Source organism: Anaerolentibacter hominis, assembly GCF_032380675.1.
Lineage (GTDB): Bacteria > Bacillota > Clostridia > Lachnospirales > Lachnospiraceae > Anaerolentibacter > Anaerolentibacter hominis.
The window spans coordinates 980,195-999,523 of record NZ_JAWDIX010000001.1 but is presented as its reverse complement, the minus strand read 5'-3'; the positions used below and the strand labels follow the sequence as shown (position 1 = coordinate 999,523).

Annotated in this window: 16 protein-coding genes and 1 CRISPR repeat array; of the genes, 2 read left to right on the top strand and 14 right to left on the bottom strand. The window is 46.3% G+C overall.

Annotated features, from left to right (window positions below; translation table 11 throughout):
• Positions 1-178: 178 nt before the first annotated feature.
• Together ABCW47_RS04660 and ABCW47_RS04655 are read right to left on the bottom strand one after the other, a co-directional pair.
• Positions 179-304, bottom strand: a complete 126-nt coding sequence (locus ABCW47_RS04660; protein WP_343208694.1) for a hypothetical protein — start codon at positions 302-304, stop codon at positions 179-181.
• Positions 297-2,027: an ABC transporter ATP-binding protein gene (locus ABCW47_RS04655; RefSeq protein WP_343208693.1), complete on the bottom strand. Its 1,731-nt coding sequence runs from the start codon at positions 2,025-2,027 to the stop codon at positions 297-299. Before ABCW47_RS04655 ends, ABCW47_RS04660 begins: the two co-directional genes overlap by 8 nt.
• 495 nt (positions 2,028-2,522) lie before the next feature.
• On the opposite strand from ABCW47_RS04655, the gene ABCW47_RS04650 reads away from it, so the two are divergent.
• Positions 2,523-3,584: a helix-turn-helix domain-containing protein gene (locus ABCW47_RS04650; protein ID WP_343208692.1), complete on the top strand. Its 1,062-nt coding sequence runs from the start codon at positions 2,523-2,525 to the stop codon at positions 3,582-3,584.
• Between the two features lie 46 nt (positions 3,585-3,630).
• Here the strand turns inward: ABCW47_RS04650 and ABCW47_RS04645 are convergent, their stop codons facing one another.
• The 8 genes from ABCW47_RS04645 to ABCW47_RS04610 all read right to left on the bottom strand — a co-directional run bounded on the left by ABCW47_RS04645 (position 3,631) and on the right by ABCW47_RS04610 (position 13,464).
• A complete protein-coding gene (locus ABCW47_RS04645) occupies positions 3,631-4,953 on the bottom strand; it encodes a permease prefix domain 1-containing protein (RefSeq protein ID WP_343208691.1) in 1,323 nt (440 codons plus the stop codon).
• On the bottom strand, positions 4,946-5,281 hold the full coding sequence (locus ABCW47_RS04640; protein ID WP_343208690.1) for a PadR family transcriptional regulator: 336 nt from the start codon (positions 5,279-5,281) through the stop codon (positions 4,946-4,948). The genes ABCW47_RS04645 and ABCW47_RS04640 overlap by 8 nt, the downstream gene beginning before the upstream one ends.
• 273 nt (positions 5,282-5,554) lie before the next feature.
• A complete protein-coding gene (locus ABCW47_RS04635) occupies positions 5,555-6,544 on the bottom strand; it encodes an ArsR/SmtB family transcription factor (RefSeq protein ID WP_343208689.1) in 990 nt (329 codons plus the stop codon).
• 53 nt (positions 6,545-6,597) lie between these two features.
• Complete coding sequence (locus tag ABCW47_RS04630) at positions 6,598-8,274, bottom strand: ABC transporter ATP-binding protein (protein ID WP_343208688.1); 1,677 nt, start codon at positions 8,272-8,274, stop codon at positions 6,598-6,600.
• Positions 8,275-8,500: 226 nt separating this feature from the next.
• Entirely contained in the window at positions 8,501-8,962 is a 462-nt protein-coding gene (locus tag ABCW47_RS04625) for a VOC family protein (protein WP_343208687.1), read from the bottom strand.
• A gap of 31 nt (positions 8,963-8,993) precedes the next feature.
• Entirely contained in the window at positions 8,994-9,455 is a 462-nt protein-coding gene (locus tag ABCW47_RS04620; protein WP_343208686.1) for a hypothetical protein, read from the bottom strand.
• A gap of 1,307 nt (positions 9,456-10,762) precedes the next feature.
• Positions 10,763-12,988 carry a response regulator gene (locus ABCW47_RS04615; RefSeq protein WP_343208685.1) on the bottom strand — a complete coding sequence of 742 codons (2,226 nt, stop codon included), beginning with the start codon at positions 12,986-12,988 and terminating at the stop codon, positions 10,763-10,765.
• Positions 12,989-13,173: 185 nt separating this feature from the next.
• The gene (locus tag ABCW47_RS04610) at positions 13,174-13,464 is read right to left on the bottom strand and encodes a hypothetical protein (protein ID WP_343208684.1); all 291 of its coding nucleotides are present in this window, start codon (positions 13,462-13,464) and stop codon (positions 13,174-13,176) included.
• Positions 13,465-13,630: 166 nt separating this feature from the next.
• Here ABCW47_RS04610 and ABCW47_RS04605 point away from each other — a divergent pair, with 166 nt between their 5' ends.
• The gene (locus ABCW47_RS04605) at positions 13,631-14,188 is read left to right on the top strand and encodes a helix-turn-helix domain-containing protein (RefSeq protein ID WP_302610733.1); all 558 of its coding nucleotides are present in this window, start codon (positions 13,631-13,633) and stop codon (positions 14,186-14,188) included.
• Between the two features lie 172 nt (positions 14,189-14,360).
• Here ABCW47_RS04605 and guaA read toward each other — a convergent pair whose 3' ends face one another.
• The 4 genes from guaA to cas1c form a co-directional block, all read right to left on the bottom strand.
• On the bottom strand, positions 14,361-15,653 hold the full coding sequence (gene guaA, locus ABCW47_RS04600) for a glutamine-hydrolyzing GMP synthase (protein WP_343208683.1): 1,293 nt from the start codon (positions 15,651-15,653) through the stop codon (positions 14,361-14,363).
• Between the two features lie 341 nt (positions 15,654-15,994).
• Positions 15,995-16,276, bottom strand: coding sequence for a hypothetical protein (locus ABCW47_RS04595; protein WP_343208682.1), 282 nt, complete (start codon positions 16,274-16,276; stop codon positions 15,995-15,997).
• A 117-nt stretch (positions 16,277-16,393) separates the two neighbouring features.
• Positions 16,394-17,794: a CRISPR direct-repeat array (repeat unit 31 nt; unit sequence ATTTCAATCCACGCTCCCCTGCGGGAGCGAC).
• 187 nt (positions 17,795-17,981) lie between these two features.
• Positions 17,982-18,272, bottom strand: a complete 291-nt coding sequence (gene cas2 / locus ABCW47_RS04590; RefSeq protein ID WP_343208681.1) for a CRISPR-associated endonuclease Cas2 — start codon at positions 18,270-18,272, stop codon at positions 17,982-17,984.
• 22 nt (positions 18,273-18,294) lie between these two features.
• The gene (cas1c, locus tag ABCW47_RS04585) at positions 18,295-19,326 is read right to left on the bottom strand and encodes a type I-C CRISPR-associated endonuclease Cas1c (RefSeq protein WP_343208680.1); all 1,032 of its coding nucleotides are present in this window, start codon (positions 19,324-19,326) and stop codon (positions 18,295-18,297) included.
• Positions 19,327-19,329: the final 3 nt, after the last annotated feature.

Sequence of the window (19,329 nt, the reverse complement as noted above, 5' to 3'; positions counted from 1 at the left end):
AATATAGAAGGCCTCACCTATGAAGAATATTATGATAACTTCTATACCGGAGGCGGGCTATCCAATTCCTGCTATCCGCTCATAAACTTCAGACAGCACTAAGCTTCACGGTGCCAAAGACGTTTTTACCTGCAGTTTTCCCCAGAGTTCACTCTTTCACCCGCTCGAAGAGCGGTTTTCACCGGACCGAAGGTCCGCCTTTCACCATTCCACGGAATGTTTTCACTTGCGGCATCGCCGCAGCTTTCACTCTCTCACCTCGTTCTTCATTATTCATTCTTCCCTCTTCATTATATTCACTCAAACTGCATCTCATAGTAATGGGCATATAGTCCATTTTTCTGCAGCAGCTCCTTGTGCGTGCCCCTCTCCCGGATTCCGTTTTCCGCTACCACCAGAATTTCGTCCGCATTGCGGATGGTGGAGAGCCGGTGGGCAATCGTTATGGTGGTACGGTTTTTCGCCAGTTCTTCCAGACTCTGCTGGATAAAACGTTCGCTCTCATTGTCAAGCGCACTGGTAGCCTCGTCCAGAATCAGGATCGGAGGGTTCTTTAAGAACACCCGGGCAATGGCGATCCGCTGTTTCTGACCGCCGGACAGCCTGGTTCCCCGCTCTCCCACAAAAGTATCGTATCCGTCCGGAAGTTCTTCGATGAACTCGTGAATATTGGCTTTTCTGGCGGCGGCAATGATTTCCTCCATGGACGCGCCTGGTTTTCCGTAGGCTATATTTTCCCGAACCGTCCCGCAGAACAGATAGACATCCTGCTGCACGATTCCGATCTGGCTGCGCAGACTTTCCAGGGTCAGTTTCCGCACATCCTGCCCGTCAATGGTGACTCTTCCTCCGGTCACATCATAAAATCTCGGCAGCAGGGAACAGATCGTGGTCTTGCCGCTGCCGGAGGGTCCCACAAGAGCAATCGACCGGCCCGCCGGAATCCGGAAGGAAACATTTGAAAGCACCGGGGTGTCATCATCGCTGTAGTGAAATGACACATCTTCATAAGAGACGTCCCCTTTGACATTTTGCAGCACACTGGCGTCCGGCTCATCCTGGATATCCGGTTCCGTCTCCATGACGGCGAGAAAGCGCCGGAATCCGGACAGCCCTTTCTGCATCATCTCCGTCAATTCCACGAGAATCTGAATCGGGCTGATAAAAATACCGATGTACAGGGCATACATGGCAAGATCCGCCGCCTGCATCTGTCCCCTGGCGATCAGAAAGCCGCCGAACACCAGCGTGACCAGATACATCATCCCCTGGAAAAAGGAGTTGCAGCTCATGAAATTGCCCATGCATTTATAATTTTCCCGTTTGGATTCCAGGTAGCCGTGGTTGCTTTTCTGGAACTTTGCACGCTCTACTTTTTCATTGGCAAAGGACTGCACAACCCGGATTCCCGCCAGGGTATCCTGAAGACTTGCGTTCACGTCCCCGATCTTGCGCCTATTTTCCATAAATGTAGCCTGCATGCGCCGGTTCTGGCTCATGGAAAACAAAAACATAAGGACCATGAGCACAGTCAATGGGATCGCCAGTCTCCAGTTGATCAAAAACAGGAAGATAAAAGAGCCCACGATTTTAATCAGAGAAATAAACAGATTTTCCGGGCCGTGATGGGCCAGTTCCGCGATATCAAAAAGGTCCGAAACCAGCTTGCTCATCATCTGGCCTGAGTTGTTCTGATCATAATAAGAAAAAGAAAGCTTTTCATAGTGATCGAACAGCTGCTGGCGCATATCCCGCTCCATTCCGGCTCCCATCATATGCCCCTGATAGCTCACATAATATTTGCACAGGCTCTGGACGATGTACATAAGGAAAAGCCCTAATGCAATGGGCAGAAGCGCTTTCAAAATAACCGGGCCGTCCTCCATGAACAGCGTCCGGGTCAGCAGCCGCAGAATCTGAGGAAACGCAAGGTCCACCAGGCTGATGCAGACCGCGCAGAACAGATCCAGAATTAAAATCGTCTTATATGGACTGTAATAACTTACAAATCGTTTTAACGTATGCATGATTCCTATCCCCTCTTTTTCATTTATAAACCCCTGAGATACTGCACAACAAACGACGATATGCTTCGCAAATCATCGTTTGTAAATAAGTAGTTTGAAACTACTTCGGTCCAAACTTACCTATCCAAATTTTAACACAAACTTCGAAATAATTCGACCTGAATCATTTTATTCAAGTACGCCTCGGCGTACTTGCTGCGAGCCGCACGTCATGCTTTGCATGACATAATACATCTGTGCGGCTCTGCAATCCGCCAGAGGCTTTATCTTGGAAGGAGACTGGGCTTCCACCATGACGAATTTGTTATTTACTCACCACCTATTGAGGGGGGGGAGTCTTATCTACTTCCATGATAAATTTTACAAAAGGATATAACCAAAGGTTAAAAAATGTAAGGAAAAGGTAACCATGTTTCAATTGTGACGGTCAGCATCATCTGATAAGATAAATACAAGAAAAAGCTTTTTCCAAACTTATTTGGAGGTTTACCAAGATTGAAAATTAATGAAATCATCCGTGAAAAACGAAAAGAAAGAAAATTGACCCAGGAAGAAGTGGCAGATTATCTGGGTGTCTCCGCACCTGCGGTAAACAAGTGGGAAAATGGAATCAACTATCCGGATATCACACTGCTTCCTCCGCTGGCCAGACTGCTTCACACAGACCTGAATACGCTGCTGTCTTTCCATGAGGATCTGTCTCACAATGAAGTCGGGATAATATGCAACGAACTATCCATCGAGGTACAGACGAACGGTTTCCAGAGTGGTTTTGAACTGGCTATGACAAAGCTGGCGGAATTTCCAAACTGCGACCTTCTCGTGATCAATCTGGCCGCTGCGCTGCAGGGAGCACTTTTCATTTTTGCTCCGGAACTCAGCGAAGAATATAACGAAAAAATCCAGGAGCTCTATCTGCGTGCGTCGAAAAGTGAGAACCAGCAGATCCGGGACCAGGCTCTGGGGTTCCTGCTGTCGGACGCCTCCGCCCGGGATGACTTTGAGGAGGCCCAGTCTCTGCTTGATCAGGTATCGCCTCCCTCTTCCATCGACAAGGAAACCATGCAGGCAAGACTCTATATCCGTCAGGAAAACTATGACGAGGCTTCCAGACTTCTGGAGCAGAAGCTGCTCCGCTCCGCCACGGAAATTTCCAATACATTGGACAGCATGATGACAATTGCCCTAAAGCAGGGAAGAAATGACGACGCCAGATACTTTGCCGATCTGTCCAGAAATACGGCCATAAATTATGATCTCATGGGCTGCTGCGCCGACATTGCTCATTTACAGCTGGCTGTCGCCACAGAGGACGCCGATGCCTGTATCCGGACACTGGAATCCGTGCTGACCGGTATGGAAAAAAGATGGGACATTAACGCGTCCCGGCTTTACCGCCATATTCCTGGTAAAAACGGGGAAGAGACATTCTCGTCCTCCCTCCTTTCCACGATGGTCAAACAGATTCAGACCGATGAGGAAATGGCTTTTGTGCGGGAACACCCGGATTTTATAAAACTGATGAAACGATTTACAAAAGACGAGGGCAGTCGATGACTGCCCTCGTTTCATAAATATAGGTACATATTTTCTAATCAATCCGTCAGGAAACCAGCTTACCGCGAATTGATGAAATGGTTACGATCTTATAGCGCGCCGGGACTTTTTCCTGGCGGAATACAGAAAGAAGTACGCCCATCAGCACCATATTCACAACTGTCTGCAGATTGCCCATGACAAACGGACAGGATGCACGAAATAGAACAAAACCCAGGTTCATGGCCAGGCTGACCGCCGTCTGTACCCCGATACTGAGAATGATTGCTACGGAAACCATTCGGCCCAGGTCATTGGCCTGACGCCGGCATTTAACCCCTGCCCATACGATCAACCCGATCAATCCGGCACATAGAATCAGAAACGGAATCCACCCCTTCTGATGAATCAATGTAGCAAAGAGAAAGTCCGTTTCCGCATCCGGAATGATTCCTTTATAAGAACCGGCTGCGCCGGCGCCTCCGATCGTCCCCTGCCCCCATAACTTTGCTCCGGCTAAGGCTTCCCGAATAACAGACGCCTGATAGCCCCGGCCATTGTAGTCCAGGGCCGGATACAGAGCTAATTTTATTCTCCCGGCAATTTCCTGCCAGCGCGGGAGAAAGAACCATGCTGTACCGATAGCTGTCAAGGCAGTAACCAGGCCTGACCCCCATCCTTTCGGAACCTTAAACCATTGTCTTTGTACTGCGGACAACAGCAAAATAACGGTAATTAACAGCATCAAAAGCACCCCCAGGATACTGGGGGCTATAGACGCGATTGCCAACAAAGGAACAGCTCCGGCTAAGGCCAGAATTAGTCCGCTCCATCCAGTTCCTCTCAGAGAATAAACCAAAAGAGCATACACAAGAGGAAACAGGAACACCAGATATCCGGTATAGTACAAGATCCCGTTCACGGATGGAGACATAACCAAAGTGACCGCCCCCAGTATAACCGTTCCCAAATAAATGAATCTGGCATACTGTCCCAGGACCGTATAATCCAGAAAATAAAACAGCAGCATAAATGAAAATCCTGCTGTGAGCAAGGCAATTGTTTTGCCCGGATCATAGGCCGCCGTATCGGCGGTCAGCCACATACGGAGCAGCCCTCCCGACAGAGTAAGAAACGCAGTGAGAACCAGAAGTCCCCACTGCGGGGCAGGACGGTGTATCCGGTCCAGCTCCTGTCCCAGGCTGACCGGATCTCCCATCTCTTTCAGGGCTTTTGTCTCAGCTTCTTTTTCTTCCATCCCCTGACCGGTATAAGCATCTTTCTGTTCCAGAATATGGGTCCTAAGTTCTGTCATAATGGCGGGCCGAACCCGTTTCCAGCGAATCTGCCCTGCTGCAGTGTCTAAATAATCACCCATCTTCTCACCCAAAACATACACCTCCATCCAGCACCTTTGCGACAGCTCCGGCGTATGCTCTCCATTCCGCTTCTTTTGCCGATAATTGCCTGCGGCCCCCCTCCGTCAAAGAATAATACCGTCTCGGACGTGTCGTATCCATTACTTCTTCCCTTGACGCCACGAAGCCTTTCTGTTCCAGTGTGTGAAGCAGAGGATACAGGGTTCCTGCCTTCAGGTCAAAGGTATGATCAGAGCGCCGGCGCAGCTCTTCAATCATCTGATAGCCGTACATATCTTCCTGTTCTAACAGTTTTAAGACCAGGAGCGCCGTACTTCCCGCCAGTAAAGATTTATCCATAGCTTTCTCTATCTCCCTCCATATGTAGATTACCTATATATTATATCGGCTATCTATATATGTCAAGATAGCTGCCAAATTATTTATTCACAGAGACTCAAAGAACAAAGAATCCCGCAAGCGGGATTCTCCGCCTGCGGCGGGTTGCTCTGGCAACACAATTCCTTTCCTACGCAGTGCGATCCCCCGGAGGGTTTTTTATTGCATAGGAAAGTTTAGAGAACTTTCCTATGCAATAAAAAACGGGCGAATTATAAATCCACCCGCTTAACTTTAACGCAGCAGAAGCCGACCGCCGCCTGTAAAAAACCGCTTTACCGCATCTTCCGCCAACTTATAAAATACTTTGCCTTCCCGCCGCTCAAACTCTACGAAGCCGGCCCCCAGAAGAGAGTTCATATGATGGGACACCGTTGCCGGTGTTAGCCCCACGAGCTCCGCTATTTCCAGACTGTAACGGCTCTTCTCCTTCAGACACAGAAGAATCTCAAGTTTACTCTTTTCACTTAGCGCCTTTGCGCCAACCAGCAATTCCTCTTTTGTAATTTCCGAGGCAGAATCCGGTGATAGTTTACTGCAAAGCAGTCCATAAAAGCCGATCTGGCTGACAACCAATATTGCCATAGGCAACGCGAGCGTGGGAATGATAACGGCGTCAGGGTTTAGCTGTCCCGGCAGCCGCATCAAACCGGTTTTATCGGAGGCATTCAGGCTTTGGCCGAACTGCTCCATGAGAGAGTTGATCTCATTTTCTATGGCCGCGGCAGCCTTTTCATATGCCGGCAGATTCAGCTTTACGGCTTCCAGAATCTGAGACAGCACTTCTTTTCCTCTGTGCTGTAAAACAATCAGCTGCCACTTGGCTTTTTCCGACAGCTCCTGTGCCTCTTCCAGGTAATCAAACACATCATCATACCCTTCTTCCAAATCGGAGAGAATCATTTTCTCAATACAATCGCTTACCTCGTGATCTGATATGCCTGAAAAATTCTCAAGCCAGTCCGGGTGTTCCGTCAGCATCCCCGCATATACACTTAAAGCTACGATATCAAGCTCCTTGAGATAATCCGCTCCGGAACACGACATCATATTTTCGCTGAAAATCTGATAATAGGTTTCAATCGGCAGTAAATGACGCTGATAAAACTCCCGGCCCGAAAAACCTTCTTTCTCCAGTTCGGAAATAATCGCTTCCTTATCCTCCCAAGGGCAGTTCCAAAGCAAAAACAGGGTCTCAACCTGTGGATTTAATTGATTTGACATGGTTCCTCCATTCTTAAACATTGACAGAATAACCGCCGGAACTTCGGTCACGCCTACAGCCGGAGAAACTCTTTGAAGGATTGCTCCTTTATCAGATCCTCATATCCGCCGATTCCCGCGATTTGCCCGTCCTTCATATAAATAATCTGATCATACCGGCACAGGAGCTCAGGGTTTAAGTTGTGTGTAATCGTAATCAATGTTATATCCGGCGTATCCAGCAGAGCTGTCTCGATCTCATAAGCTGTCTGCTGATCCACAGCAGAGGTGCCTTCATCCAGGATCAGAACCGGTTTCTTTTCGATCAGCGCCCTGGCCACGGCCACCCGCTGCCGCTGACCGCCGGACAGGTTTATTCCATTTTCGCCTACCGGCGTATTCAGTCCTTCTGCCGTCTGCGGAAGGAAATTACCCACTCCGCTGATTTGCAGTGTCCGCTTCCACTCCGCCCCGCTGTAGTCCCGGTGCAGGTCAATGTTGTCCTTGATAGTCTCATCAAACATGTACACATTTTGATGGATCACGGATATCTGAGAAAGCAGGTCATCCAGTTTCAGCGTGCGCAGTTCACGGCCGTCCATATAAATATGGCCTGTATACCCGCCATACTGTGCCGATAGCAGATGGATGAGCGTTGATTTTCCACAGCCGCTTGCACCAATTATAACATATTTCTTATTCTTCTCAAACGATACATTCATATCATGCAGCACAAGCTGGTTCTGCTGATAACCGAAGGAAACATGTTCAAACTGAATCTCGCTCTTCAACACCGCCGCTTCCGTTCCGGAAAATACAGACGGCTTGTATTCGCTCAACTCCAGGATTCGTTGCAGCACCGGTTTGGCCCCCTGGATTTTCGCTATATTCTGCATAATGATGCCAAGAGGCTGCACGAAGCTGCCGCTCAGCTGCAATAAGGCCAGCAATACGCCCGCAGTCATGTGCCCCTTTATAACCATATAGGCAGAAACAAGCATGATCAGCAGCTGCGTCCCCCCGGCCAGCGTTTGTGCAAGCCCTTCGCTCACCGAAGTCACTTTATCTACATCGTACTTTTTATTTGCTAATTCCTCATTGCCCTGTCCAAAGGACTTTTCCATCTGTGCCGACAGCCGGAAGGAGCGAATGACGTCGTAGCCGGATAGCTGATCCTTCAGGCGGATCGTAAAAGCGGCAAAACTTTGTGATAATCGCTCCTGTCTGACCCGGATAGATTTCCCCAGGAGAGCCGGAACCAGATACAGGACAAGCAAACAGAGGAACATCAGGCCGGCAATGACAGGACTGTAATACAGTAACAGGATCACAGTACCCACAAAAACGAAGGCAAATTCCACGCACTGGAGAAAGGGCATACATATATTTTCTTCTACAATTTTTACATCATTGCTCAGCGCTGAAATATATTCTGCCGTATTGACCGACCGATATTGTTCCGGATCGCGCATATGTATGCCTCTGTACAGATTGGCTCTTAATGTTCGGGTACTTTTTGCGATCAGTTTGCTTGTGCACATGCTCCCCAGAACAATCAGGATACCGGTAACCGACAAATAAACCGGTGTAATCAGTATCATGTTTCGGAATAATCCCCAATCCTGTGTTACCGCAGCATTTAAAATATGTTCCAGCAGGAGCGCTGACGCTACACCCAGAACCGATAAAAACAGATTCAGGATAAGTGTGATGCCAAACAATACTTTATGTTCTTTTAATAAGATATTCATGATATTATTCCTCCATATATTTAATATATATCTAATTTATAATGTGTATAATATCATAAATATCTAATCTTATCAACATTAATTAGATATTTATTAAATTTATTGTCAGGCCATTGACCGTCATCGAATTTAAAACGTTTATAAAACAGTAAGACCTCCCGTCCATGCCCGGACGAAAGGTCTTATCAGTATCCGATTGATCTAGACTGAAAATTTCATAAGTTCCTCAGTTCTGCAGAAGTTTTTCCAAATCCTCTACAGATATATCCATCCGTTCAGAGGTTTCCCCCATCGACATTCCGGAATCCAGGAATCGCTTTACAACCATTTTCAGATTTTCACCAACTTCAATAACATGGCCATCCAAATCATAAAAGCGAATTGAGCGCTGCCCCCATCCAGCCTCTGTAACACCGTCCCCTAAGTATCTGATGTCATCTCTCTGTTCTAATTTCCCAATAAATTCATCAAACTTATCTTCCTCGAAATACAACTCCATATTATGCGATTTCTGCATCACACTTTCCTTCGGAACGCCGATCAGCCAGTCAAAATCCTGCTGCAAAGACAGGCCGCCGAAGGAGACGTTGATGCCATAGTCCTGAAATACCTCCAATCCAAATATTTCCTGATAAAACTCTTTGGAACGTTTTACATCTTTTACAGCGATACATACGCCCTGATACATCTGAGAATCCTCCTGATATAATAAATTCCGCTCACGAAATACGCTTGGCATATAAGTCATAATTAATGTGCCATTCGCCGTCCTCTTTAACAGTCACATCCTGCCAATGAAAGTAATTATCTTCTATTTCGGCAAATACCCATTTTTTCCGTTCATCCTCAACATTCGTAAGCACTATTTTGCCGGCTTGTCTTCTTGCTTCGAGCCGTATAATTTTACCGGTAAAGCAATAGGCAATGTCCCAGGCGCAGGTACCGGGATTATAGACACGCAATGTTGTTCCGCATTCATAATCGGGCAGAATGATAACATCCTGTACCGCCATACCCTCAAGGACCCATGAAAAATGCCATTCACCTTTTATCACGTGCGAATTGCTGTTGTCAATATAATCGATCTGCCAGCTGCCGATTAGTTTCCCAAAATAATCAAATTCTTCCGGCAATTCTGTATTTTTACTCTTACTTATCAGCGCTTCAAAAAAACTCTGCATACACTACTACCTCCGCTCCCATAATGATCTTATTGCGAAATGTATTTTTTTATATTATATCATATCAATCACGACAACAGTATGACATGTCCTAATAAAAAAATACAGTAACAGCTGGTAATTCGCAGTCACATTTTTTTGTTAGTTGTAAAAAAGGCTATCCGATTTGGGAAATCCGCATAATGTTCATTATTTTATTATAATCACTTATTTTACATATATTTTATGCCATTACGATATTTATTTTTACGATCATTAAGTATGATATAAAAATAATAACTTGATAGGGGTTGGAATACTTAAATGAAACCAAAAAAATGCAGAAAAATACTAAATGGAATTGCTTTAGCAGCTATAGGTGTAGTTTTCTTATCAAATATCCCCATTTTTCATTCATTCCGGATGGAAATGATTGCCGGTGCAGCGTTTCTTGTGATAAGTGATGTTGTTTTTGGGTTTGTTTTTTTACGATGTCCACACTGTAAAAAATTATTAAATTTTCGATGGTCCTCGCAAAGCATATGCCATAATTGCGGTGAAAGATTAAATGATAATACATCAAAAACCTAGACAGAAAACTTGTAAATCACTATTCCTTCAAGTCAATCCACTGTTTGGGTACTTAAGAATACCAAAAGCCCTTAGCCATGAGTTATTACCCACAGCTAAGGGCCTGTTAATATAGATTTATTTGTTACACAGCCACCGGTCTATTGTTCTCTAACGATAACACCGCCAGATTACAAGATTAATGGCTATTATGCAACTATCATCAATTTATCAAACGCCTTTTTGAAGTGCCGCAAACCCACATAAATACTGGTCTTTTACGACCCATCAAATTACTCCCACTCGACAAATTCAAGTATATGGAAGTTTATTTGCTATGTTTTCGCAGAAAAAACTTTCGCAAATATGTTAATATTTCACCTGTTATTTTTGGTTGCTCATTTTCTTAGTATCAAAATAGTATCACAGAAACCGAGAGATTGCAACGCTTTCATGCCCTCCATAGTCCTGTCGGAATTTGTCTCAATTTGAGAGAAATTCCGAGCCAGCCCCGTCCAAAATAGGAAAAGGCGGGCAAACACCTTTGGGGATTGCCCACCTTGATTACCGCAGAGCAGAGCAAAACAGGGCGAGGATACCATTAACAGCGATGTGAGCACTGTTCATCTTGACTGTTGACTGGCTCGGTTGGCTTTGCTATCTCCCGGGCAAATGGGAAGTTGCAGCAACTCGACTTTCCGTATTCTTCTTGTCTGTATGATTATGATGCTTCTTAACGAGCACCAAGCGTGCAGCAGTTATAACAGCCCTCTTATTGTCCGGTAGAGGATCTTGAGTTCAATGGGCTTTGCGATATGTCCATTCATTCCGGCGGCAAAGGCTGCGTCAACATCCTCCGTAAAAGTATTCGCAGTCATCGCAAGAATTGGAATCCTCCCAGCATCGGGATGACTTCCAGCGCGGATTTGCCTGGTGGCGGCATAGCCGTCCATTATTGGCATTTGCACATCCATTAAAATGAGATCGTAGTAACCGGCGGGAGAAACTTCAAAGCGTTTCACGGCTTCCTCTCCGTTTGTGGCGCAGTCAATGACCGCCCCGGTCATGCTTAGCAACTCAACGGCTATTTCCTGATTCAGCGCATTGTCCTCCGCCAAAATAAACCGTTTACCGGTGAAAATATCCCGTTCAACCTCCGATTTTTCTTCGCAGGAAGGTTGTGAAGGCGCCGCACCAAAAGCAGATACCAGGACATTGTAAAGTGTGTACTGAAACAGTGGCTTCGCGATGAAAGCATTGGCGCCCGCTAGACGTGCTTCTTCCTCGATCTCACTCCAATCGTAGGCCGAGATGATGATAATTAAAGTATCCGGACCCAGCTTCTCGCGAATTTGCCGCGTCACTTTTACTCCATCCATATCCGGCATTTGCCAGTCGATAATACACACATCATAGTCTGTACCGGTTTCATGTGCTTCCAGCACGGCCTTGACCGCTTCTTGCCCGGATTTTAAGTAGTGCGACAAAATCCCCATCCGCTTGAGCAAAAGGGTTGCATGGATGCAGACGTCTTCCTCGTCGTCTACGACCAACACCTTAAGTGTATCTAGCTGCCACTTCCTCTGCTCCATGGCTTCTGCCGGGAGGTCAAAGGGCAGTTGCACCGTAAAGGTGGTTCCTTCCTGCGGCTTGCTTTTGACCTGAATAGAACCGCCCAACAAATCCACCAAATTATGTGTGATCGCCATGCCCAAGCCCGTACCGCCGTATTTTTGTGAAATCTGATTGTCAGCCTGTTCAAAGGGAAGGAAAAGGTGCTCTAAAAATTCTTCGCTCATGCCAATTCCCGTATCACTGACAACGAATTGCAGAAACACCCCACCATTTTTTCGTTCTACCTGCTTGATTTCCAACCGGATCGTCCCGCCCTGGGGGGTAAACTTGATCGCGTTGGAAAGCAGGTTTAAGAGAATTTGATTTACCCGCAAAAAGTCTCCGACAAAGATTTCGTGGGTCACATCACTGATGCTGCATTTAAAGATTTTCCCCTGCCCCTTGGCCTGGGGGTAAGCGACGGAGATCACCGCCTCCGTCAATTGAGGAAGCCGGAACGCCTCATGGCCGATTGTCAGCTTTCCCGCTTCAATTTTGGACATGTCCAGAATGTCGTTGATGAGTGACAACAAGTGGCGGGAAGAGAACGCGATTTTAGAGAGGCAATCCTCCACCCGCCCCCGGTCTTCCAGATGGGAGCCAGCAATCGCTGTCATTCCAATAATCGCGTTCATCGGCGTGCGGATTTCATGTGACATGCGGGACAGAAAATCCTTTTTCGCGTTGTTGGCTTTCCTTGCCGCCAGAAGGGCGTCCTGGAGCTCAAGCTCCCGCGCTTTCATATTCCTAATATTCTTCTGCTCAGCTATATTGGAAGTGATTGTCAGGAATACAATGCCGATGGTCATAAAAAGAGCGGTTCCAATCGAAATCACCGCCGTATAGGTCGAGCTTTCTGTGAGGCTGTATATTTTGGAATCTGAAAAAGCAATAATCGCATCCAGACAATCACTGACCGCATCATAGCACGGATAAATATTCTCATCAATGAAACTCTGGATTTCCTCCGCTGTATGCTGCTTTCCAACAAACTTTAATGCCTCATCTTGTACCGCAATCAGGTCGTCCATAGATTCCCGCAAAGCGGCAACATCTTCTTTGCTTCCCAAATAGCATTCTTTGATTTTATCAATTGCTTCATTCTGTAACTTATAGCGCTCTTCGAATAGTTCGCGGGCATCGTCTTCTTTATCAAAGCCTGTCGTCATAAATATACCGACAAAGCGTTTCATATCCAGCAGACGGGAACGCATCTCTCTGGCGGTGTTTGTTACCATATAAGGATGCTCATACATATCTTGAGAGGTGATCCTCATCCTGTTTGCAGAATAGATGCTAATTACGGCAAATAGAACCGCAATAAAACATATAATGAAAGTAATTTTTGGAATCTTAAGCTTCGTAGTCATATATAGAAACTCTTCCTTCCGTTAATTTTTGAAATAGTATTAATAGTATACTACACTTTCACTCCTTGGTAAAGAGGAAGGTAGAACAATCGCAAAATCCCATCAAAGGTCAAGACAAGCGGCACAACGCGCCGTCGTTGGCGGAAGTTTGCGACTAAACTGGCAGATCACAACTCTATTTGTCTTTACCGCTCAACCCGGCTGAAAAAACGCTGTGGCCGTTTCCTGGCTTTCTCCTCCTGCTCCCGCTGTTTAGCAGCCTCTACCGCCCTATCTACCTCCTGGGGGCCAAAGACCCGCTTGACCCACTCATAGTTGGCGGCAATTCCCCGGAGGGTTTTGTTCTCCATCTTTACCTTCTGCAAACGGTCGGACAGGCGCTCGTTGCTTTCCCGCACCAGCTTGTAGGCGTAGGGCTTGGAGATACCCAATTCCTCAGATACTTCCTCCGCCCTTACGAACAGCTCTTTGCTCATGTTCTGCACCTCCTTATTTTGTATTCGCAAATATGTTAATGTCTGCATTTTCATTATACATTAACACAAGTGTTAATGTCAAGAATTTATTTCGCTTTTTTGTTAAACTTTATCTTGCATATTTCACTTTTTTGCGCTATACTGTTTTCAAAGGCGGTGAGATATTATGACAGTCGGAGATAAGATAAAAAAAATCCGCACCTTCCGGGGTATGACGCAAAAGGAATTGGGGCTGGCTATCGGCTTTGACGAAAAGGGAGCAGATAACCGTATCGCCCAGTATGAAACGAATTACCGTGTCCCGAAAAAGGAACTGTTGGATAAAATTGCCGAGGTTCTGCGTGTAGACCGCCAGAACTTCTATACCGTGGCCCCCGGCTGTGCCGAGGACTTCATGCGGACATTCTTCTGGCTGGACGAGGACAGCCCCGGCGCTATCCGTCTGTTCCAGCTTGTCCGCAATCCGGGCAGGGCGGGGACCTACGACGATACCGGCGTGCGCTACAACGACAACGACGATTGGCCCGCTCACCCTCCCGTGGGTATTTACTTCAACTATGGCCTTGTAGACGAGTTCATGCGGGAATGGCTCTTGCGCCAGCAGGAGTTACACGCCGGGGAGATTACCAGGGACGAATACTTTGAATGGAAACTCAACTGGCCGTGTACTTGTGATGACAGTAAAAAACATGACTACTATATCCAATGGCGGAAAACAGAATAGGGACAAACAAAACCGCCCTGCTGAACTTGTCGTTCAGCAGGGCGGTTTTGCTTGTCCCTTGCAATCATTCTCTTGAGTACCGGGCAGATACGAATAGTATCAATCCAGTATCAAGCTGCAAAGCGACAGGCTAAAAAGCCTGTATTCATGCGGGTTTGCGCCGTTTTGACGGTCATTCCCACTCAATCGTCGCCGTTGGCTTAGGAGACACATCATAGCAGACACGGTTTACATTTTCTACTTCTTTTAAAATACGGTCAGTGATCTTTAACAGCACCGGCCACTCAATCTGCTCCACACTGGCACTCATCGCATCAATCGTGTTAATCGCCCGGATAATAACCGGATATTCAAAACATCTGGCATTATTTTTCACACCGACTGATTTAAAGTCCGGAACCACAGTAAAATATTGCCATACCTTTTTGTCCAGACCGGCTTTTTGAAACTCTTCTCTCAGAATCGCATCGGACTCGCGCACAGCCTCCAGTCTTTCTTTCGTGATCGCACCCAGGCATCTCACCCCTAAACCCGGGCCCGGGAAAGGCTGACGGAACACCATCTCATCCGGGAGGCCCAGTTCCAGACCGCAGGCACGTACTTCATCCTTAAACAGCTGACGCAGAGGTTCCACCAGTTCGAAATCAAAATCCTCCGGCAGGCCGCCTACGTTGTGATGGGATTTTACCATCTTGGCTGTCTTCGTACCACTCTCAATAATATCCGGATAAATGGTTCCCTGGGCCAGATAAGCGATGCCGTCCAGTTTCCTGGCTTCTTCCTCGAATACACGGATAAATTCTTCACCGATAATTTTTCTCTTTTTCTCAGGATCGGACACATCTGCCAGCTTTCCAAGGAAACGCTCGCTGGCGTCAAGGTAGATCAGATTTGCTTTCAGCTGATTCCTGAATACTTCTACTACGCTCTCGGATTCCCCTTTGCGCATCAGACCATGATTTACATGGACACAGACCAACTGTTCCCCGATCGCCTTAACCAATAGGGCTGCTACAACGGAACTGTCCACTCCGCCGGAAAGGGCCAGAAGTACTTTTTTGTCTCCCACTTGGCGACGCACCAATTCAATCTGGTCTTCTACAAAATTCTTCATATTCCAGTTTGCTTCTGCCTTGCAGACATCAAAGACAAACTGTTTCAGCTCTTCCTTTGACGGCAGAACCGCATATTTCAAGTCACATTTGGACGTAGGATGATCAATGCTCATCATCGGATAACCGCACTGATAAAGCGCAGAGTCAATTTCCACTGCCTTTCCGTCCACAACACGGTTTTCGCCGCCATTTAAGATAACACCTTTGACATTTTCCAGGCTTTTCAAACTCTCAACGGTGATATCATGAGGATATATCTCGCTGTATACGCCTAAATCTCGAATTTCTCTGGCAAGCGTGGTATTTTCCGTGCTGCCCAGATCCAGAATGACAATCATGTCCTGTTTCATTTGCTTTTTCTCCTTTGTTTATCATATACAATGCTTTCATTCGCTTGGTTTGCTATAGACATTATAATATAAAGGCAAAAGAAGTAAAAGATTTTTTTGATTAGTGCAGTGAAATAGAGAAATTCTAATAGGATATTGTCGAGAATGGGCAAAAGCAACGGCGTCTTGGCTCAATATAGTTCACGCTCTTTGAGAAAACGACTAACCGACCAGCCTCCCGATGGAACGACTGACCGGTATAGGATACTATAGACAGGGCAGATAGAGATTATTTCAATTCACGCTCCCCTGCGGGAACAATACTTTTCCCTGCTTTACCCCGCCGGGAAGGGAAGGAATGGTTAACTAACTTTTTCTTCTAAAATATCTAGTCTGGTTGCTAATTGTACAGTTATTTTATTTAGTCTTTCATTCGATGCTTTAAGAACTTTTATTTCCTTTTCGTATAATTCTGATCTACTTTCTTCCAATTCTAAACGATAATCTGATGTGGTTGCCAGATCAATAATTTGATCCAATTTTCTATCCATGCTTTCATATTTTTCCTCTAAGCTTGTATAATTTCCCTCTAATACATCCAACTTATTTAGTTTTTCTAATATCATTTTTAATGTATCTTCCATCTTTTTTCACTCCTTTCCTTAACTTCTATACTTGTTATACCATTATATAATTTAAATCCATGCTCTCGAAGGAACGACTCACGCCATGTATAATAACGCAACCAGCGATACTATTATATTTCAATCCACGCTCCCCTAAGGGAGCAACTCAATTTCAGTCATTATATCACCTTTCCTATAAAATTTCAATCCACGCTCCCCTGAGGGAGCGACCGTTTCTTCCAGATTCTTTCCGTCGCACCCCATGATATTTCAATCCACGCTCCCCTGCGGGAGCGACGACACGGGCTGCTGTTGCTGTGGATCTGATAAAATTTCAATCCACGCTCCCCTGCGGGAGCGACAGGGAAAGGACCGGGCAAATGCTTCTCTTGGATTATTTCAATCCACGCTCCCCTGCGGGAGCGACAGTCAAAAGACCCGGCCATTCGCTATCTGGAGGATTTCAATCCACGCTCCCCTGCGGGAGCGACTAGGTACGAATGCGGCGAAAGAAAGATACCAGTTATTTCAATCCACGCTCCCCTGCGGGAGCGACGCAGGGTTTTTAAACAAAATCTCATACGCCTACGTATTTCAATCCACGCTCCCCTGCGGGAGCGACCTTAGGACCAGATGCATCATAAAAAGCTATAATGATTTCAATCCACGCTCCCCTGCGGGAGCGACAGTAAATGAGCTGTCGAGCATCTATGCGCTGGAAATTTCAATCCACGCTCCCCTGCGGGAGCGACACCTACAAAATGGCTTGAAATGCTTTAGCTACAAGATTTCAATCCACGCTCCCCTGCGGGAGCGACCCAGACGACATAAGTTCAGACCCAAACGAGTATATTTCAATCCACGCTCCCCTGCGGGAGCGACCGTAACCGAAATCGGATACTTTGATCTGGCGACCATTTCAATCCACGCTCCCCTGCGGGAGCGACTAAAGTATCTGGAGACATATACAGACAACCTTCAATTTCAATCCACGCTCCCCTGCGGGAGCGACCAGGGCCTCGCTATTTCCATTTACGCTATCGTAAAATTTCAATCCACGCTCCCCTGCGGGAGCGACGAGCATAACACAAAAATAGAAACCTGCAAAGATGATTTCAATCCACGCTCCCCTGCGGGAGCGACGGAGATGTCCCGCCTGATCGACGGCGTGGTATCAATTTCAATCCACGCTCCCCTGCGGGAGCGACTTTTTGCAGAGGTACGATATCACAGAGGCGGAGCTATTTCAATCCACGCTCCCCTGCGGGAGCGACGCATATGCCTTTCTTTATGTCAATTTTTTAAATATTTCAATCCACGCTCCCCTGCGGGAGCGACAAGAAGATATGCCAAAATCAATATTTGACAAACTATTTCAATCCACGCTCCCCTGCGGGAGCGACATACAAAGCACAGCACATACATATCTTTCCTTGCAATATTTCAATCCACGCTCCCCTGCGGGAGCGACGTCTTATGCGTCTGCCGCAACTGTCGCAGCCGCTATTTCAATCCACGCTCCCCTGCGGGAGCGACAGCAAAACTATACAAAGACTGCTTTAATCTTTGTATAATTTGCACAACAACTATTAATTTCCTCTGATAATACGATAGAATACAAGCCTTTCCATATCAAGTCCACCCTTTTTTGTGCACTTTTTTTGGTGCGAATGACCCAGGAATTCCATGTTCACTTGCCTTTCGCACCAGCGGACAGGATCGGTCAAAAGATCAAAGGTTGATCCACAGCCGTACCCCGATCTACCCCGACGTGCTCTACTTTTGTCTTATAGTGATTACCAAGATAATAAAATCTCAAGCTATCTACCTCTTCATCTATGATATCACATAATTTTGCTTTCAGTAAAACACATTGTGCATTGTCAAGTATACATTCAAATACAGAGTTTTGAACTCTTCTTCCGTAGTTGACACATTGTTTTGCTACTTTTCGAAGTCTTGCTTTACCGGCTGTAGTTTCTGTATTTACATCATATGTAATCAAAACCAACATATCCTGTTCTTGTCACCACCTTCTATTTCCAGAAAAACGGCGGATATTCATCCAGATCTCCCCTGAGATATCGGGCAAGCAAGGTAGCCTGTACAAAAGGTATCATTCCCCACTCCACTTTTTCATTTAGGAATGGATGGGTTATCAACTCCTTTTTTCTATTTTGCCACTCTGTCAGCAATACCTTTTTTGCATCAGGTTCCATGATAACAGCTCCATCCTCCTTTGTTCTAAAGCCCTTTGCAGTGATAACCCGACGATTAATTAAGGAGATGACAAATCGGTCGGCCAAAGCCGGACGCAGCTCCTCAATCAGATCCAATGCCAGGGAAACCCGGCCGGGGCGGATGGTATGCATAAATCCCACATAAGGATCCAGCCCTACTGTCTCTAAAGCAGACGCCACCATTGTTGTCAAAAGAGTGTAGACAAAGGAGAGCATCGCATTTACTTTATCCAGCGGCGGCCGCTTATTGCGGCCATGAAACTGGAATTCCTTCTGCTGCTGCAGGATCAGTTCATCCATAACGCCAAAATAAACGCTGGCGGCTTCCCCTTCATACCCCCGCAATTGGTCTATATCCTCTGTATTTTTTACGTAGTCCAGCGATTGCCTTAGCTGTTGTGAAGCTTGTTTTAGTTTGTCTACATCTACCTGAAGCCTATGGTCTCTTGTTGCCCTCTCCAAAATCCATCTGGAATTGTATATTTTTCCAAGAATACAATTTCGTGCAACCTGAAGACATATCTGAGAATCTTTTGCCGCCTCATACTGATTTTTACGCAATACCACATTGCCCTTTACAGGTCCTGTAATGCGAGCCAGAAATTTCCCCTGCGGCGTCATAAACGATAACCCGATTCTGTGCTCGGCACAAGCTCCCATTAACGCTGGACTCACTCCTCGATATCCAAAGGAAACAATAGCCTCCAAATTATGAAGAGGTATACGGCCCAGCTCACTTCCGTCCTCCAGTATCACGATATTTTCTCCGTCCAGGGATAAGTAGTTATCCGCCGATGTGACGTAAAGTGTGTTTAATATTTTTCTCATGTG

Bases quoted from the DNA above. Each gene is read 5' to 3' on its own strand.
- ABCW47_RS04610 (WP_343208684.1), bottom strand. From the start codon at position 13,464: ATGAGCAAAGAGCTGTTCGTAAGGGCGGAGGAAGTATCTGAGGAATTG.
- ABCW47_RS04605 (WP_302610733.1), top strand. From the start codon at position 13,631: ATGACAGTCGGAGATAAGATAAAAAAAATCCGCACCTTCCGGGGTATG.
- ABCW47_RS04655 (WP_343208693.1), bottom strand. From the start codon at position 2,027: ATGCATACGTTAAAACGATTTGTAAGTTATTACAGTCCATATAAGACG.
- ABCW47_RS04595 (WP_343208682.1), bottom strand. From the start codon at position 16,276: ATGGAAGATACATTAAAAATGATATTAGAAAAACTAAATAAGTTGGAT.
- ABCW47_RS04620 (WP_343208686.1), bottom strand. From the start codon at position 9,455: ATGCAGAGTTTTTTTGAAGCGCTGATAAGTAAGAGTAAAAATACAGAA.
- cas2 (WP_343208681.1), bottom strand. From the start codon at position 18,272: ATGTTGGTTTTGATTACATATGATGTAAATACAGAAACTACAGCCGGT.
- ABCW47_RS04630 (WP_343208688.1), bottom strand. From the start codon at position 8,274: ATGAATATCTTATTAAAAGAACATAAAGTATTGTTTGGCATCACACTT.
- ABCW47_RS04640 (WP_343208690.1), bottom strand. From the start codon at position 5,281: ATGGATAAATCTTTACTGGCGGGAAGTACGGCGCTCCTGGTCTTAAAA.
- ABCW47_RS04635 (WP_343208689.1), bottom strand. From the start codon at position 6,544: ATGTCAAATCAATTAAATCCACAGGTTGAGACCCTGTTTTTGCTTTGG.
- guaA (WP_343208683.1), bottom strand. From the start codon at position 15,653: ATGAAACAGGACATGATTGTCATTCTGGATCTGGGCAGCACGGAAAAT.
- ABCW47_RS04625 (WP_343208687.1), bottom strand. From the start codon at position 8,962: ATGTATCAGGGCGTATGTATCGCTGTAAAAGATGTAAAACGTTCCAAA.
- cas1c (WP_343208680.1), bottom strand. From the start codon at position 19,326: ATGAGAAAAATATTAAACACACTTTACGTCACATCGGCGGATAACTAC.
- ABCW47_RS04615 (WP_343208685.1), bottom strand. From the start codon at position 12,988: ATGACTACGAAGCTTAAGATTCCAAAAATTACTTTCATTATATGTTTT.